Origin of the sequence: Streptomyces odontotermitis, from assembly GCF_050510915.1 — a bacterium.
Classification (GTDB): domain Bacteria; phylum Actinomycetota; class Actinomycetes; order Streptomycetales; family Streptomycetaceae; genus Streptomyces.
The window spans coordinates 158,922-174,669 of record NZ_JBNJLS010000008.1 but is presented as its reverse complement, the minus strand read 5'-3'; the positions used below and the strand labels follow the sequence as shown (position 1 = coordinate 174,669).

Here is a 15,748-nt window from a genome sequence, read left to right as displayed (position 1 = left end):
ACCGTGGTACCCGACTGTCCACGATGCGGAACAGAGTTGTCAGGCCGGGGCGGGCGCGGAAAGGATGCCGGACATGGCCCCCGTACTCGTATCCCGTCGTCACGTGGATCTGCTGCGTGTCGCGAGCATGCAGTGTCGGGCCATCTCCCGCCGTACGCCCGGCTGTTGACCCGGCCCGCCCGGCCGTCGACCGGGCGCTGAGCCGCCCCCGCGGGCGCTTTGTCCCGCGCCCCTGACGCCACTCCTCCCGTACGGCAGCTCCGCCGCTCCCACGCGTTCGACGCGACGCACGTCCCCGCTCGCTCTCCGCCGGGGACGCGCCACCCCCTGCCCGCCGCACCCTGACCGCGCGCCGCCGTGCGCGCCCCGCCGAGGTACCTCCATGCCCGAAAGCCCCCTGCTGCACTGGTTCCTGCCCACGGGCGGTGACGGCCGCGACCCGGGCGGCGTCACCGCCGTCCAGTCCAGGACCGCCGCCGCGACCCGGCGCCCCGCCGACATCGGCTATCTCGCCCAGGTCGCGCGCGCCGCCGAACAAGCCGGATTCCACTCGCTGTTGACGCCCGTCGGGCTCGGCTGCGCCGACCCGTGGATCCTCACCTCGGCGCTCGCCCAGCACACCGACCGCATCGGCTTCCTCGTCGCGTTCCGCGCGGGCCTGGCAAGCCCCACCCTCGTCGCCCAACAGGCCGACGCCTTCCGCCGGTTCGCGGGCGGACGCGTCGCGCTCAACGTGGTGACCGGCGGCGACCCGGCCGAACAGCGCGCCTACGGCGACCACTTGACGCACGACGACCGCTACGCCCGCACCGACGAGCTCATGGCAGTGCTCCGCGACCTGCTCGACGGCAAGCCCGTCACCCACGACGGCACCCACCTGCACATCGAAGGTGCCCGGCTCACCGACCCCGCCGTCCAGCACCCCGTCCCCCTCTACTTCGGCGGCGCTTCCCCCGCCGCCGAACAGGTCGCCGCCCGCCGCGCCGACGTCCAGCTGCTGTGGGGTGAACCGCCCGCCGCCGTCGGCGAGCGCATCACACGGCTGCGCGACCGGGCCGCCGCCGCGGGCCGCACGCTCCGCCACGGGCTCCGCCTCCACGTCATCAGCCGCGACACCGCCGACGAAGCCTGGGCGGAGGCCGACCGCATCCTGTCCCGCCTCGACCCCGAGGCCGTGCGCGCCAGCCAGGAACGGTTCGCCCGCATGGACTCCACCGGGCAGGCCCGCATGACCGCCCTGCACGGCGGCGCGCACTCCGCGCACTCCGCCCTCACCGTCGCGCCCAACCTCTGGGCGGGCATCGGCCTCGTCCGCGAGGGCGCGGGCACGGCGCTCGTCGGCTCCCACGACGAGGTCGCCGAGCGCCTCTACGAGTACCGGGCCCTGGGCGTCGACGAGTTCATCCTCTCCGGCTACCCGCACCTCGAAGAGGCGTACCGCGTCGGCGAAGAGGTCGCGCCCCGGCTGCGCGCGCTGGTCGACGCCGACGGGGGCCGGGCGTGAGCGTCACGGACGACACCACCGGCCTGTCGAAGAAGACGGACCGGACGGAGAAGTCGGCGGAAACCGTCGACCCGAGCCCGTCACCCGCCGCGCCGCCCCGCCGTCGCGGCCCCCGCCTCGCCGCCCTGCGCTGGCTCGCCCTGCGCGCCGTGGCCCTCGCCGTGCTGCTCGCCGCCTGGCAGCTGGTCGTCGTGGCCGAGGTGTGGCCGCGCGTCCTGGTGCCCGCGCCCGGCGACGTCTGGCACCAGTTCGTGCTGGCCTCCACGACGCACGACGGCGTCCGCGGCTACAGCGGCCACCTCCTGATCGAGCACCTCGGCGTGAGCCTGCGCCGCATCGGCATCGGCACCGGCTACGCGGTCCTCGTAGGCGTTCCGCTCGGCCTGCTCATCGGCGTGGTGCGCCCGCTCGCGGTGGTCCTCGAACCCGCCGTCACCTTCCTGCGCACCCTGCCCCCGCTCGCGTATCTCTCCCTCCTCGTCATCTGGTTCGGCATCGACGAGGCCCCCAAGATCTGGCTCCTGATCATCGCGGCGCTGCCGCCCATCGCCGCCGCCACGGCCGCCGCGGTGCGCACGGTGCCGGGCCAACTGGTCGAGGCGGCCCGCGCGTTGGGCTCCGGCCCGCTCTCACTGCTCCTGTCGGTGCGGCTGCCGGCCGCCCTGCCGGAGATCCTGACCGGCATACGGATCGCCGTCGGCGTCGCGTACACCTCGGTCGTCGCGGCCGAGACCGTCAACGGAGTCCCCGGCATCGGCGGCATGATCCGCGACGCCCAGCGCTACAACCAGACCGCCGTCGTCATCGTCGGCATCCTCGCCATCGGCCTCTCCGGCATCCTCCTCGACGCGCTGCTGAGGGCGGTCGAACGACTCACGGTGCCCTGGCGCGGCCGCACCTGACACGCCTCTTCTCCCTTCCCCGTACCCCCTCAACGTCCCTTCCCCTGGAGCCCGTTCATGCCGTCACTCACCCGCCGCACCGCACTCCTGGCCGCGGCCGCCTCTCTGACCGCCCTGTCCGCGACCGGCTGCGGATACGGCGGCTCCTCCGACAGCGCGGGCGGCGGCAAGACTCAGGTGCGGATCGCGTACCAGTCGATCCCCAACGCCGACCTGGTGGTCAAGAACCAGCGGCTGCTGGAGAAGGCGCTGCCCGACGCCGACGTGCGGTGGGTGAAGTTCGACTCGGGCGCCGATGTGAACACCGCCGTCATCGCGGGCTCCGTGGACATCGGCCTCGCGGGCTCCAGCCCCGTCACCAAGGGCCTCTCCAAACCCCTCGACATCCCCTACAAGGTGCTGTGGATCCACGACCTCATCGGCGAGAACGAGGCCCTGGTCGCGAAGAAGGGCATCGGCTCGGTCAAGGAGCTCAAGGGCAAGAAGATCGCCACGCCCTTCGGGTCGACCGCGCACTACTCGCTGCTCGCCGCGCTCGACGAGGCCGGGGTGAAGCCCGGGCAGGCGGACATCGTCGACCTGCAGCCGCAGGACGCGCTGAGCGCATGGCGGCGCGGCGACGTCGACGCCGCCTACGTGTGGACGCCGACGCTCGACGACCTCAAGAAGGACGGCTCGGTGCTGACATCCAGCCGCGAGCTGGCGGGGCGCGGCAAGCCCACCGCCGACCTGGGCTTCGTCACCGACGCGTTCGCGGCGAAGCACCCCGAGATCGTCACGGCCTGGCTGAAGGCGGAGGACCGGGCGGTCAAGCAGGCCAAGGCGGACCCGGACAGGGCGGCGGAGTCGATCGGCAAGGAGCTGAACCTGCCCGCGGCCGAGGCGAAGAAGCAGCTGGCCCAGCTGGTGCTCCTGACGGCCGAGGAGCAGACGTCGCCGAAGTACCTGGGCAGGCCGGGCGCGCCGGGCGCGTTCGCCGGACACCTGCGGGACGCGGCCGTGTTCCTCAAGGGGCAGAAGGCCGTGGACGCGGTGCCTGGCCGCCCCGTCTTCGAGAAGGCCCTCGCGGTGAAGGAGGTGTCCCGTGCCGCAGGCTGACACGTCCGTACGGAGCGCAGAGGCCATCGCCCTGGACGGGGTGACGGTCCGCTACGGAAGCGAGGCCCGAGGCGCGTTGCGCTGGGCCCGGGGAGAGGGACGGACACCCTCGCCCGCCGCGGTCGAGAACGTCTCCCTCACCGTGTCCGAGGGCGAGTTCGTGGTCCTGGTCGGGCCGTCGGGGTGCGGCAAGACGACACTGCTGCGGCTGGTCGCAGGGTTCGAGCGGGCGGCGTCGGGCACGGCACGCGTACGGGGCGGCGCGCCGGTGCCCGGCCGGGGCACGGGTGTGGTCTTCCAGCAGCCCCGGCTCTTCCCGTGGCGCACGGTCGGCGGCAACATCGCGTTCGCGCTGGCCCGCCACGGAGTGCCGGAGCGGCTGCGGCGCGCGCAGACCGAGGAACTCCTCGCCCGCGTCGGCCTCTCCGGCATGGCGCGCCGCCGCACCTGGGAGCTGTCGGGCGGCCAGCAACAGCGCGTGGCGATCGCCCGCGCGCTGGCCTCGGAACCCGGACTCCTCCTCATGGACGAGCCGTTCGCGGCCCTCGACGCCCTCACCCGCGAACGCCTCCAGGAAGAGGTCCGCACCCTCGCCGCCTCGACCGGCACCACGGTGCTGTTCGTGACCCACTCCGCGGAGGAGGCGGTCCTCCTCGGCTCCCGGGTCCTGGTGATGGCGGGCGGCCCGGGTCGCATCGTGACGGAACTCCCGATCGAGCTGGACCGTGCGCCGGACACCGACCCGGGGGCGCTGCGGGCGACGGCCGCGTTCGCGCGGCTGCGGGGAGAGGTGGTGGAGGCGGTGCGGGCGGCGGCCGCGGCGCCCGCCGCCTGAGGGCGCGGCACCCTCTCACGCACAGCCGTCCGGAGGCGCGGCCCCCTCACGCAAAGAGGCCGGCCTCCGCCCGTACGGGCAGAGGCCGGCCACGAGGACTGCGGCGCGACTACGCGTCGTTCCCGGACCGCTGCGCCTTCTTCTCGGCCTGCTCCGCGTGCTTCGCCTTGATGCGGACGGTCTCCTTGCGGACCTCGGCCTGGGTGGTGCGCTCCTTCTGGAGCCACTCCGGCGCCTCCTGCTTCAGCGCCTCGATCTGCTCGGTGGTGAGCGGCTCGGTGATCCCGCCGCGGGCGAGGCCCGAGATGGAGACGCCGAGCTTGGCCGCCACCACCGGGCGGGGGTGCGGACCGTTGGCCCGCAGTTCGCGCAGCCACTCCGGGGGGTCGGCCTGGAGGGCGTTGAGCTCGGTACGCGAGACGACACCCTCCTGGAACTCTGCGGGGGTGGCCTCGAGGTACACACCCAGCTTCTTCGCCGCGGTCGCGGGCTTCATGGTCTGGGCGGTCTGGTGCGACGTCATGCGTCAAGGGTAACGAGCGCGTGCGCCGCCGCTGACCAGGGCGGGTAGCCTGGCGAGGTGACAGGCTCGGACGTTCCCCCTCCCTCTTCCCCCGCTTCGCCCGCCCCCGGCGCCGGACCCGCGGTGCCGTCCTTCCGGCTCGCGTACGTCCCCGGGGTGACGCCCGCGAAGTGGGTGCGGATCTGGAAGGAGCGGCTGCCGGACATTCCCCTGGAGCTCGTCCAGGTGACCGCGGCCGCGTCGTACGGGCTGCTGCGCGAGGGCGGCGCCGACGCGGGATTCGTGCGCCTCCCGGTCGACCGGGACGACCTCAGCGCGATCCCGCTCTACACCGAGACGACCGTGGTCGTGGTCCCCAAGGACCACCTCTTCGCGGCGGCCGACGAACTGACCTCCGAAGAGCTGGCCGACGAGATCCTGCTGCACCCCCTGGACGACGTGCTCGACTGGGCGGGCCCTCCGGGCAAGCCCGCGTACGCCCGCCCCGACACGACCGCCGACGCCATCGAACTGGTGGCGGCGGGCATCGGCCTGCTCGTGGTCCCCCAGTCCCTGGCCCGCCTGCACCACCGCAAGGACCTCACCTACCGTCCGCTCCTGGACGCCCCCGAGTCACGTGTCGCCCTGTCGTGGCCCGCCGACGCCACCACCGACCAGGTGGAGGACTTCATCGGCATCGTCCGCGGCCGCACCGTGAACAGCAGCCGGGGCCGCGCCAAGGAGGAGCCCGCGGCCAAGAAGCCCGCCGCCCGGCAGTCCGGCGCCAAGGCGAAGGGCAAGCCCGCGCGCGGCGGTTCCGGACGCCCGAGCGGCGGCGGGTCCGGTGGGAGCGCCAAGGGTGGCAAGGGCGGGAAGAGCGGCAAGGCCGCAAAGAACAGCCGGAGCGGCAGGCCGCGGCGGCGTTCGTAAGCCAAGGCCCAAGGCTCGGAGCCCAAGGCTCAGGGCTCAGGCCCCGCTGCGGCCGGGGCGGGATCCACCGTCTGCCACTCCCGCCCCGGGAAGTACCCTCGACGATCATGAGCTCTGTGCCGATGATCCAGACGATCCACGACGTTCCCGTCCTGATCTGCGCCGCCGAGGGCGAGCCCCTCGCCGCCGAGCGCGACGCCCTGGATCTCATCGGCGACGCCGGCTACCAGGGTGCCGAGTGGGTCGTGGTCCCCGCCGGGCGTCTCGCGCCGGACTTCTTCGAGCTGAGCACCCGGATCGCGGGGGACATCATCCAGAAGTTCGTCCAGTACCGGGTGCGGCTCGCCGTCGTCGGCGACATCTCCCCGTACACCGAGGCGAGTTCGGCGCTGACGGACTTCGTGCGGGAGTGCAACCGGGGGCAGCAGACCTGGTTCCTGCCCGACACCGACGCGCTGGCGGAGCGGCTGAAGGGCGAGTAGGCGGCCGGTCAGCGCCCCGGCGCCCCCGCCCGCAGCCCGTCGATGACCAGGTCCATCAGCCGGCCCGCCCGAGCCTCCCAGTCGCCCTGCGGGTCGATCTGCCAGAGCCCGGCGATGGCCAGCATGAAGTCGTCGGCGCTCACCCCGGGACGAATCGTTCCGGCCTTCTCGTTGGCGTCCAGGAGCAGGGTGACGGCCGCGGTCAGCGGGCCGTGGCCGAGGCCCTTCAACGTGCCGTGTGCGCTGGTGACGTTGCGCAACGCGCCCAGCAGGCCCGCCTTCGCCATCGCGTACTGCGTGAGGCGGTCCATCCACTCGCGCAGAGCCTGGTCCGGCGGCCGGGTCCGCAGGAGCTGCTCGGCGGTCTCGGAGACCTGGTGGACCTCGTAGCGGTAGACCTCCAGGACGAGGGCCTCGCGGTTGGGGAAGTGGCGGTAGATCGTGCCCTGCCCGACCCCGGCCTTCTTCGCGATCGCGCTCAGCGGGGCGTCCGCCGAGCGCGTCAGCTCCGCGAGCGCCACCTCGAGGATGCGCTCGCGGTTGCGCTGCGCGTCCGAGCGCAGAGGTGCGTCGCTTTTCCGCCGCACGCGTCCTCCTCCGGGAATGTCGGCCGGGCCGCCCTTGATAAGCGGACAGTTGTCCGTTAGGTTCATGTAGCGGACAGCTGTCCGGTTGACTCCACCATAGCGGGACCCGCGGCTGGAAAGAGCCCCCAGCCGTCCCCTTCCCTGTTTCCTCTGTCGACTTCCCTGTTTCCTCTTTCGACGTTGCCCCCTTTGCCCCAGCCCTCGCCCGACATTCGCGAAAGAAGGCTGTTCATGGCCCCCTCGACGTCCAGTGCCATCACTTTGCAGGTGAACGGCGAGAAGCACACCCTGCCCGTCGACCACCGCACCACCCTGCTCGACGCACTGCGCGAGCGTCTCGATCTGACCGGTACCAAGAAGGGCTGCGACCAAGGCCAGTGCGGTGCCTGCACCGTGCTGGTCGACGGCCGTCGCACCGTCTCCTGTCTGCAGTTCGCGGTCGCGGCCGAGGGCCGCGAGATCACCACCATCGAAGGCGTGGCGGCAGACGGTCAACTCCACCCCGTCCAGCAGGCGTTCCTCGATCTGGACGGCTACCAGTGCGGCTACTGCACGCCCGGCCAGATCTGTTCGGCCCTCGGTGTCATCGAGGAGCACGCGGCGGGCTGGCCGAGTGCCGCCACCACCGACGTGCGGCCCGAGGCGGGTGTCCCGGCGCTGACCGCCGAGGAGATCCGCGAGCGCATGAGCGGCAACCTCTGCCGCTGCGGCGCCTACGTGTCCATCGTGCAGGCCGTCGCGCGGGCGGCCGAGGCCGCGGAGCAGGGCGAAGACGGCGAAGACGGCGAAAACAAGGCCAAGGAGGCCGCGGCATGAGGGAGTTCGACTATCAGCGGGCGCAGGACGTCTCCGGCGCGGTCGCGCTGCTCGGCGCCGACCCGGAGGCCCGCTTCCTCGGCGGCGGCACCAACCTCGTCGACCTGATGAAGAGCGGCGTCGAGCGGCCAGGGCGCCTCGTCGACGTCCGTGAACTGCCCCTGGACCGCATCGAGCCGACCGTGGCCGGCGGCCTGCGCATCGGCGCGACCGTCACCAACAGCGACCTGGCCGCCCACCCCGAAGTCCGGCGCCGCTACCCGGCGTTGACACAGGCCGTGCTCGCGGGTGCCTCCGGTCAGCTGCGCAACATGGCGACGGTCGGCGGGAACCTGCTCCAGCGCACCCGCTGCGGCTACTTCGCCGATGTCGCGGGGCCGTGCAACAAGCGCGTCCCCGGCAGCGGCTGCCCCGCCGTCGAGGGCGAGCACCGCAATCACGCCATCCTCGGCGCCTCCGCGCACTGCGTGGCCGTCCACCCCTCAGACATGGGCGTGGCCCTGGCCGCCTTCGACGCGGTCGTGGAGTACGAAACGGAGACCGGGCCGGGCGAGTTGGCGCTCACGGACTTCTACCTGCCCGTCGGCGACACCCCGCACCTGGAGACGGCGCTGCCGCCGGGCGCGCTCGTCACGGCCGTCACCCTGCCCCCGGCGCCCGCCGCCGCGTCCCGCTACCGCAAGGTGCGCGAACGCGCTTCGTACGCCTTCGCGATCGGCTCCGTGGCCGCCGCCCTCGACATCCAGGACGGTGTCGTACGGGAGGCCCGGCTCGCCCTCGGCGCCGTCGCCTCCCGGCCGTGGCGCGCCCACGCCGCCGAGGCGCTGCTCACCGGCGGCCCGGCGGACGCCACCGCGTACGCCGCCGCGGCGGACGCCGAACTGGCCGCCGCCGAGCCCCTGCCCGACAACGGCTACAAGGTGACGCTGCTGCGCAACCTCATCGTGGCCGTGCTGACCGAACTCACCGAGGAGGCGACCCGATGACAGAGCTGACAGCTCCGTCGGCACCGAGCAGCCCGACCGGCGCGACCGGCACGACGACCGCGGCCCGCCCCGCCGGCGTGACGGGAGCCGTCGGCACCGCCCGCACCCGCGTGGAGGGCGTCGAGAAGGTGACCGGCGCGGCCCGGTACGCGGGGGAGATCCCCTTCACCGAACTCGCCCACGGCTGGATGGTGTTGTCGACCGTCGCCCGCGGCCGGATCCGCGCGGTGCACACGGAGCCCGTCGAGGCGATGCCCGGCGTCCTCACCGTCCTGCACCACGGCGACGCGCCCCGCCTCGACGTCGACTACATCGGCGCGCTCGGCCGCCCCGACCCGATCGTGCGGATCTTCCAGGACGATCGCGTGCCGTTCGTGGGCTGGCCGGTGGCGCTCGTCGTCGCCGAGACCTCCGAGCAGGCCAGGGAGGCCGCCGAGGCGCTGGTCGTCGAGTACGAGGAGGAGCCGCACGACGTCTCCTTCTCCGCCGGACGGCCCGGCACCTACACCCCCGAGAACCCCGGCTTCGACGCGGACACCCTCAAGGGCGACCTGGAGGCCGAACTCGCCGCGTCCGCCCACGTCGTGGACGCCCGCTACACCACACCCGAAGAGCACCACAGCTCGATGGAGCCGCACGCGGCCACGGCCCGCTGGGACAACGGCCGCCTGGAGATCGTCGACTCGAACCAGGGCAGCCGCTGGGTGGCCGACGAACTCGCCAAGCTGTTCTCGCTCGACCCGGACTCGGTGCGGGTGCGCTCCGAACACGTCGGCGGCGCCTTCGGGTCGAAGGGCCCGCGCGCGCACCAGATCCTCGCCGCGATGGCCGCGACCGCGCTGCAGCGCCCGGTCCGGGTCGTCACGACGCGGCGGCAGATGTTCTCCCTCGTCGGCTACCGCAGCCCCACCGCACAGCGGGTCCGGCTCGGCGCCGACGCCGACGGACGGCTGCGCGCGCTCAGCCACGAGGCGCAGAACCTCACGTCGTCGATGCACGAGTTCATCGAGACGAGCGCCGCGCTCGGCCGTGTCCTGTACGACGCGGACGCCCACCACACGGCCCACCGCGTCGTCCGCCTCGACGTGCCGACGCCGACGTGGATGCGCGCACCGGGCGAGGCGCCGGGCTCGTTCGCCCTCGAGTCGGCGCTGGACGAGCTCGCCGAGAAGTGCGGTGTCGACCCGATCGCGCTGCGCGCACGCAACGAACCGGACGTGGGCCCCGTCTCGAGCCTCCCGTTCAACAGCCGCAACGTGCTGGCCTGTTTCGAGGAGGGCGCGCGCCGGTTCGGCTGGGCCGCGCGCGACCCGCGCCCCGGCATCCGCCGCGAGGGCCGCTGGCTGCTCGGCACCGGCACGGCCGCCGCCACCTACACCTCGGGCGTCGCCCCGTCCACGGCGTCGGTGACCGCCGAGGCGGACGGCGGCTTCACGGTGCGGATCACCGCGGCGGACGTCGGGACCGGCGCCCGCACCGCGCTCACCCAGATCGCGGCGGACGCCCTCGAAGTGGTGCCCGAGCGCGTCCATGTGCGCATCGCGGACAGCGACTTCGGGCCCGCCTGGGTCGCCGGCGGCTCCATGGGCACCCGCTCGTGGGGGTGGGCGGTCATGCACGCCGCCCGCGAGCTGCGCTCCCAGCTCGCGGTGAACGCGGAGATCCCGCCGCAGGGCCTCACCGTCCGCGCGGACAGCGCCGAGGCCATCGGCGCGCTGCCGCCGCAGGAGCGGCACTCGTTCGGCGCGCAGTTCGCCGAGGTCGCCGTCGACACCGCCACCGGCGAGGTCCGGGTCCGGCGCATGCTGGGCATCTTCGCGGCGGGCCGGATCGTCAACCCGCTGACCGCGCGCAGCCAGTTGATCGGCGGCATGACGTGGGGCCTGTCCATGGCGCTGCACGAGGAGGCGGTCCGCGACCAGCGGTCCGGCGCCCACGTCGGCCCGGACTTCGCCAACTACCACGTCGCGGCCAACGCCGACGTGCCGCTCATCGAGGCGGACTGGGTGGACGACCCGATCCCGGGCGACCCGGTCGGCGTGAAGGGCGTCGGCGAGATCGGCATCGTCGGGGCCGCCGCGGCCATCGCCAACGCGGTCTGGCACGCGACCGGCGTACGCCACCGCGACCTGCCGATCCGGCCGGACCGCGTCCTCGACGCAGCCCGCCCGCGGTCCGGGGCCGACGAGGACGGCGATGCTTGACATCGCCGCCGAGCTGCACCGATGGGCCGAGGAGGGGCGGGAGTTCGCCGTCGCCACCGTCGTGTCGGTGGGCGGCAGCGCACCCCGCCCGCCCGGCGCGGCCCTCGCCGTCGACGCCGAGGGCACGGTCATCGGCTCGGTGTCCGGCGGCTGCGTGGAAGGCGCGGTCTACGAGCTGTGCGAGCAGGCGCTGCGGGACGGCGAGACGGTCCGCGCGTCCTTCGGCTACAGCGACGAGGACGCTTTCGCGGTCGGCCTCACCTGCGGCGGCGTCATCGAGGTCGTGGTGACGCCGGTCGGCGCGGACGCCCCGGCCCGCTCCGTGTACGCGGCGGCCCTCGCGGCCGCCGCCCGGGGCGGGGCGGCCGCGCTCGCCCGCGTGGTGCGGGGCCCGGCCGAACTGCTCGGCACCGCGCTCCTCGTCCAGGAGGACGGCACGTACGAGGGCACGTTCAGCGGCAAGGCGGAACTCGACCTGGCGGCGGCGGCCGAGGCCCGCGACCTGCTCGCCGCGGGCCGCACCGGCACCGTCGACCTCTCGGAGAGCGGATCGCGGTGCGAGGACGCCGAGTTGACGGTCCTCGTCGAGGCCAGCGTGCCACCGCCGCGCATGATCGTGTTCGGCGCCGTCGACTTCGCCGCCGCCCTCGTCCGGGTCGGCAAGTTCCTCGGCTACCACGTCACGGTGTGCGACGCCCGGACCGTCTTCGCGACCCGGGCCCGCTTCCCCGACGCCGACGAGATCGTGGTCGACTGGCCGCACCGCTATCTGCGGCGCACCACGACCGACGTCCGCACGGTGCTGTGCGTGCTCACCCACGACGCCAAGTTCGACGTGCCCCTGCTGGCGGACGCCCTGCGCCTGCCCGTCGCGTTCGTCGGCGCCATGGGCTCCCGGCGCACGCACGAGGACCGCAACCGCAGGCTGCGCGAAGTCGGCGTCACCGAGGCCGAGTTGGCCCGGCTGCGGTCCCCGATCGGGCTCGACCTGGGGGCCCGTACGCCCGAGGAGACCGCCCTGTCGATCGCCGCGGAGATCGTCGCGGACCGGCAGGGCGGCACGGGCGCGCCGCTGACCGGCTCGGACAGGCCGATCCACCGCACGGGCACCGGGGGAGAGGGAGCGGTACGGGGCGTGGCCTGATTCAGGCCACGCCCCGTACCGCCTGTCCTCCAGCGCTCTCAGCGCCCGCCGGGCGTCACATGTGGACGACCGGCGCCGCGGCTGCATCGTCGGCGTCCTGCTGCACGCCTCGCCGGTAGAGCAGGAAGGCGATGACGGCACCGGCGGCGAAGAAGCCTGCCGACCACCAGAAGGCGGTCGTGTAGCTCTCGATCGTCGACTGGGCCCTGGCCAGCTTGTCGGCGGGGTTCTTGCCCGCCATGTAGCTCGTGGCTGCGCTGGCGGCCAGGGTGTTCAGGAGCGCGGTGCCGATCGAACCGCCCACCTGCTGCATGGTGTTGACCGTGGCGGAGGCCACGCCCGCGTCCGCTGCGGCGACACCGCTGGTGGCCATCGCCATCGCGGGCGGCATCACGACGCCGAGGCCCGCGCCGATGAGGATCAGCTGCGGCAGCACGGCCGTGGCGTAGCTGGAGCTCAGGCCGATGCCGGTGAGCCAGGCCATGCCGACGGTGGCGAGGGCGAAGCCCGCGGGGATGACGGCCTTGGGCCCGATGCGCGGCACCAGGATCGTCGTGGCGACCTGCGCCATCACCATCATCGCGGCGACCATCGGCAGGAAGGCGAGGCCCGTCCTGGTCGGGCTGAAGCCGAGGTTGAGCTGCAGGTAGTAGGTGAGGAACAGGAAGACGCCGAACATGCCCGCGCCGGTGATCAGGACGGCCACGAAGGAGGCCCCCCGGTTGCGGTCGAGCAGCACGCGCAGCGGCAGCAGCGGGTGCGCGGCGCGCGTCTGCCACCAGGTGAACGCGGCGAGCAGCAGCCCGCCTGCGATCAGGAAGCCCCAGGTCTGCGGCGAGCTCCAGTCGTGCGTCTCGGCGTTGGAGAAGCCGTAGACCAGCGAGAACAGTCCCGCCGAGACCAGGACGGTGCCGGGCAGGTCCAGCTTGGCGCCCGCCGCGTCCCGGTGGTTGCCGAGCAGAATCCAGGCACCGGCGAAGGCGACGACGGCGAAGACCAGGTTGACGTAGAGGGTCCAGCGCCAGTCGAGCGCGTCCGTGAGGATGCCGCCGAGCAGCAGGCCGACCGCGCCGCCGGCACCGGCGATCGCGCCGTAGACGCTGAACGCCTTGGCGCGCTCCTTGGCGTCGGTGAACGTCGTGTTGAGCAGGGAGAGCGCGGCGGGCGCGAGCAGTGCGCCGAAGACGCCCTGGAGCGCGCGGGCGGTCACCAGCATCCCGAAGCTGTTCGCGGCGCCGCCGAGCACCGAGGCCCCGGCGAACCCGGCGACGCCGACGAGGAAGGCGGGCTTGCGGCCGAAGAGGTCCGCTATGCGGCCGCCGAGCAGCAGCAGGGAGGCGAAGGCGAGGGCGTAGGCGGTGACGATCCACTGCCGGTTGCCGTCCGAGAAGCCGAGGTCGGCCTGGGCGGAGGGCAGCGCGATGTTCACGATGGTGGCGTCGAGGACCACCATCAGCTGCGCGATGCCGATGATGCCGAGGATCCACCAGCGCCTGCTCGACTGCTGTGCCGGGGACTGCTCCTGCCCCGGCGGGGCGGTGACGGTGCCCGCGGGGGCGCCGTCGGTCACGGACTGCGTCATGAAGCCACTCCAGGGAGGGTCGTCCACCGGGCGCCGCCTAGTGAACGAAACGGTTTCGTACCCGTCGAGCATAGCCCATCACCGAAACGACTTGGTTTCGATAAGGGGTGTGAGGTGGCCTACTCCGCGCGGGGCGCGCTCAGGCGCCCACGGTGCCGTCGACGCCCTCGCGCAGGAAGTCCGCGTGCCCGTTGTGGCGCCCGTACTCCAGGAGCACGTGCACCATCACCATCCGCAGCGACACGTCCTCGCCCCACCGGGGCTGGTGCCCGACCAGATCGAGGGAGGCGGCCTCCCGCTCGACACGGCGCGAGTTCTCCACCTCGGCCTCCCAGGCCGCGAACGCCTCCTGCCGGGTGGACGCCGACGCGTCGTACGCCGCCTGGAAGTCGATCGTGTCGGACCAGACCATGGGTGCGTCGTTGTCCTCGAACACGCGCCGGAACCAGGCGCGCTCCACCTCCGCCATGTGGCGCACCAGACCGAGCAGCGACAGCGTCGACGGTGGCATCGACCGCTGCCGCAGCTCCTCGTCGCCGAGCCCCTCGCACTTCATGGCGAGGGTCGCCCGGTGGTAGTCGAGGAAGGCCCGCAGCGTCTCGCGCTCGTCGCCCATGCTGGGTGGTCCCGTGCGGTGGTCCGTGGTCACTGGCGGAGCTCCTCGTTCGTGCGGTCGTTGAGGGTGAATGTAAGTGCGGCGCCCACGCCGTCCCTACGAGGGGTCCTTGGTGGCCCGCTCCAGCGCCGCCGCGATCCGCGCGACGTCGGACTCCTCGGTGCGCCAGTTGCTGAACGCGGCGCGCAGCGCGGGCACGCCCCCGTATTGCGTGGGTGTCAGGAAGACCTCGTCGGAGAGCTCGCGGGCGAGGGCGGCGAGGCGCTGCGGGGTGGGGTCGGCGGCCAGCGTGAAACAGACGACGTTCAGGCGGACCGGGGCGAGCAGTCGCAGGGCGGGCAGCTCCTCGATCGCCCGGCCGAGGGCACGGGCGCTCTCCGCGCAGCGCTCGACGATCTCCCCGTGGCCCTCCCTGCCGTACGCGCGCAGCGCGAACCAGGCCGCGAGTGCGCGCAGGCGGCGGGAGTTCTCCGGCGTCAGGTGGACCAGGTCGGGGCGTTCGCCCAGCGGGCCCAGATAGGCGGCGGCGTTCTGGAACACGCGGGCCTGCAGGTCGCGGCGGCGGGTGAACTGCACGGCGCTGTCGTAAGGGACGTTCAGCCACTTGTGCAGGTCCACGCAGACCGAGTCCGCGCGCCCGAGCCCGGCCACCAAATGCGCGTGGGCGGGGGAGAGGGCGGCGAAGGCGCCGAACGCGGCGTCCACGTGCAGCCAGCACCCGTACCGGTCGCGCAGGTCGGCGAGCGCCTGCAGGTCGTCGAAGTCGACGGTGTTGACGGTGCCCGCGTTCGCCACGATGACGCACGGCCCGCGCAGCGCGGCCTCCAGCGCCACCGGATCGACCGCCTCACGGCCCGGCAGGGTCGGCACCTGCACCAGCGAGGAGCGCCCCAGACCGAGGACCGCGAGGCTCTTGGTGATGCTGGAGTGCGGGCTGCCCGACACGACGCGCACCGGGCCGAGTGCCATCACCCCCTCCTCGGCGACCGAGACGCCGCGCCGCTCCCCGAGCCACTCCCGGGCGATGGCGAGGCCCACCGTGTTGGACAGCGTGGCGCCGCTGACGAAGGCGCCCTCGTGCGCGTCCGGCAGGCCGAAGAGGTCGCGCAGCCAGCCCACCGTCTCGCGTTCGAGCTGCGGGCCCGCGGGGTCGAGCGAGGACGTGGGGTTCTGATCGAGGGCGGCGGTCAGCCAGTCGCCGGCGAGGGCGGCCGGAGTGGCGCCCCCGGTGACGAACCCGAGGTAGCGAGGGCCCGCGCTGGCAGAGAGACCCGGCTGCCACCGCTCGGCGAACGCGTCGAGCGCGGCGGCGAGTCCGCCCGCACCCTCCGGGAGCGCGGCGGGCTCGGGGGCCTGCCACTCCGGCACGACGGGCCGCTCCGCGAGCGAGTCGAGCAGGGCGGTGGCATGCCGCCGCGTGGCGTCCAGGTGCTGCGGCAACTGGTCGAGGTCGGCGGCGAGTCGGGGGTGCACGCGGGCTCCGTTCGTCGGGCGCGGAGGAGGCTCCGGCCAGCGGGTACGGGGGCAGGCTAGGACGCGCGCACGGCGGGGCGCCTGGGC

General features: G+C 73.6%; 15 protein-coding genes. 10 read left to right on the top strand and 5 right to left on the bottom strand.

Annotated elements, in window-relative coordinates; translation table 11 throughout:
• The first annotated feature begins 382 nt into the window (after positions 1–382).
• From ACQB60_RS23875 to ACQB60_RS23860, 4 genes are read left to right on the top strand one after another with little or no spacing between them, the layout of a single operon-like run.
• Positions 383–1,504, top strand: coding sequence for an LLM class flavin-dependent oxidoreductase (locus tag ACQB60_RS23875; protein ID WP_496928131.1), 1,122 nt, complete (start codon positions 383–385; stop codon positions 1,502–1,504).
• The gene (locus ACQB60_RS23870) at positions 1,501–2,406 is read left to right on the top strand and encodes an ABC transporter permease (RefSeq protein WP_496928130.1); all 906 of its coding nucleotides are present in this window, start codon (positions 1,501–1,503) and stop codon (positions 2,404–2,406) included. The genes ACQB60_RS23875 and ACQB60_RS23870 overlap by 4 nt, the downstream gene beginning before the upstream one ends.
• 57 nt (positions 2,407–2,463) lie before the next feature.
• Positions 2,464–3,504 (top strand): taurine ABC transporter substrate-binding protein, encoded by a 1,041-nt coding sequence (locus ACQB60_RS23865; protein ID WP_496928129.1) that lies wholly within the window; start codon positions 2,464–2,466, stop codon positions 3,502–3,504.
• A complete protein-coding gene (locus tag ACQB60_RS23860; protein ID WP_496928128.1) occupies positions 3,491–4,339 on the top strand; it encodes an ABC transporter ATP-binding protein in 849 nt (282 codons plus the stop codon). The genes ACQB60_RS23865 and ACQB60_RS23860 overlap by 14 nt, the downstream gene beginning before the upstream one ends.
• Before the next feature lie 109 nt (positions 4,340–4,448).
• Here ACQB60_RS23860 and ACQB60_RS23855 read toward each other — a convergent pair whose 3' ends face one another.
• Positions 4,449–4,862 (bottom strand): DUF5997 family protein, encoded by a 414-nt coding sequence (locus tag ACQB60_RS23855; RefSeq protein ID WP_496928127.1) that lies wholly within the window; start codon positions 4,860–4,862, stop codon positions 4,449–4,451.
• A 57-nt stretch (positions 4,863–4,919) separates the two neighbouring features.
• Between ACQB60_RS23855 and ACQB60_RS23850 the strand changes: the two genes are divergently transcribed.
• A complete protein-coding gene (locus ACQB60_RS23850) occupies positions 4,920–5,771 on the top strand; it encodes a LysR family transcriptional regulator substrate-binding protein (RefSeq protein WP_496928126.1) in 852 nt (283 codons plus the stop codon).
• 107 nt (positions 5,772–5,878) lie between these two features.
• Positions 5,879–6,253 carry a DUF4180 domain-containing protein gene (locus ACQB60_RS23845; protein ID WP_496928125.1) on the top strand — a complete coding sequence of 125 codons (375 nt, stop codon included), beginning with the start codon at positions 5,879–5,881 and terminating at the stop codon, positions 6,251–6,253.
• An 8-nt stretch (positions 6,254–6,261) separates the two neighbouring features.
• On the opposite strand, the gene ACQB60_RS23840 is transcribed toward ACQB60_RS23845, so the two are convergent.
• A complete protein-coding gene (locus tag ACQB60_RS23840) occupies positions 6,262–6,840 on the bottom strand; it encodes a TetR/AcrR family transcriptional regulator (RefSeq protein WP_496928124.1) in 579 nt (192 codons plus the stop codon).
• 231 nt (positions 6,841–7,071) lie between these two features.
• On the opposite strand from ACQB60_RS23840, the gene ACQB60_RS23835 reads away from it, so the two are divergent.
• The 4 genes from ACQB60_RS23835 to ACQB60_RS23820 are packed head-to-tail and all read left to right on the top strand — an operon-like array spanning position 7,072 to position 11,990.
• Positions 7,072–7,656, top strand: coding sequence for a (2Fe-2S)-binding protein (locus ACQB60_RS23835; RefSeq protein WP_496928123.1), 585 nt, complete (start codon positions 7,072–7,074; stop codon positions 7,654–7,656).
• The gene (locus tag ACQB60_RS23830) at positions 7,653–8,642 is read left to right on the top strand and encodes an FAD binding domain-containing protein (RefSeq protein ID WP_496928122.1); all 990 of its coding nucleotides are present in this window, start codon (positions 7,653–7,655) and stop codon (positions 8,640–8,642) included. Before ACQB60_RS23835 ends, ACQB60_RS23830 begins: the two co-directional genes overlap by 4 nt.
• A complete protein-coding gene (locus ACQB60_RS23825) occupies positions 8,639–10,846 on the top strand; it encodes a xanthine dehydrogenase family protein molybdopterin-binding subunit (protein WP_496928121.1) in 2,208 nt (735 codons plus the stop codon). The genes ACQB60_RS23830 and ACQB60_RS23825 overlap by 4 nt, the downstream gene beginning before the upstream one ends.
• Complete coding sequence (locus tag ACQB60_RS23820; RefSeq protein WP_496928120.1) at positions 10,839–11,990, top strand: XdhC family protein; 1,152 nt, start codon at positions 10,839–10,841, stop codon at positions 11,988–11,990. The genes ACQB60_RS23825 and ACQB60_RS23820 overlap by 8 nt, the downstream gene beginning before the upstream one ends.
• Before the next feature lie 55 nt (positions 11,991–12,045).
• Here the strand turns inward: ACQB60_RS23820 and ACQB60_RS23815 are convergent, their stop codons facing one another.
• The 3 genes from ACQB60_RS23815 to ACQB60_RS23805 all read right to left on the bottom strand — a co-directional run bounded on the left by ACQB60_RS23815 (position 12,046) and on the right by ACQB60_RS23805 (position 15,661).
• A complete protein-coding gene (locus ACQB60_RS23815) occupies positions 12,046–13,572 on the bottom strand; it encodes an MFS transporter (protein ID WP_496928119.1) in 1,527 nt (508 codons plus the stop codon).
• A gap of 139 nt (positions 13,573–13,711) precedes the next feature.
• Positions 13,712–14,221 (bottom strand): DinB family protein, encoded by a 510-nt coding sequence (locus ACQB60_RS23810; protein WP_496928118.1) that lies wholly within the window; start codon positions 14,219–14,221, stop codon positions 13,712–13,714.
• A 63-nt stretch (positions 14,222–14,284) separates the two neighbouring features.
• Positions 14,285–15,661: a pyridoxal phosphate-dependent decarboxylase family protein gene (locus tag ACQB60_RS23805; RefSeq protein ID WP_496928117.1), complete on the bottom strand. Its 1,377-nt coding sequence runs from the start codon at positions 15,659–15,661 to the stop codon at positions 14,285–14,287.
• Positions 15,662–15,748 lie beyond the last annotated feature (87 nt).

Excerpts from the sequence above, each read along its gene's own strand:
- ACQB60_RS23875 (WP_496928131.1), top strand. The coding sequence starts at position 383 with ATGCCCGAAAGCCCCCTGCTGCACTGGTTCCTGCCCACGGGCGGTGAC.
- ACQB60_RS23855 (WP_496928127.1), bottom strand. The coding sequence starts at position 4,862 with ATGACGTCGCACCAGACCGCCCAGACCATGAAGCCCGCGACCGCGGCG.
- ACQB60_RS23835 (WP_496928123.1), top strand. The coding sequence starts at position 7,072 with ATGGCCCCCTCGACGTCCAGTGCCATCACTTTGCAGGTGAACGGCGAG.
- ACQB60_RS23815 (WP_496928119.1), bottom strand. The coding sequence starts at position 13,572 with ATGACGCAGTCCGTGACCGACGGCGCCCCCGCGGGCACCGTCACCGCC.
- ACQB60_RS23845 (WP_496928125.1), top strand. The coding sequence starts at position 5,879 with ATGAGCTCTGTGCCGATGATCCAGACGATCCACGACGTTCCCGTCCTG.
- ACQB60_RS23820 (WP_496928120.1), top strand. The coding sequence starts at position 10,839 with ATGCTTGACATCGCCGCCGAGCTGCACCGATGGGCCGAGGAGGGGCGG.
- ACQB60_RS23830 (WP_496928122.1), top strand. The coding sequence starts at position 7,653 with ATGAGGGAGTTCGACTATCAGCGGGCGCAGGACGTCTCCGGCGCGGTC.
- ACQB60_RS23865 (WP_496928129.1), top strand. The coding sequence starts at position 2,464 with ATGCCGTCACTCACCCGCCGCACCGCACTCCTGGCCGCGGCCGCCTCT.
- ACQB60_RS23825 (WP_496928121.1), top strand. The coding sequence starts at position 8,639 with ATGACAGAGCTGACAGCTCCGTCGGCACCGAGCAGCCCGACCGGCGCG.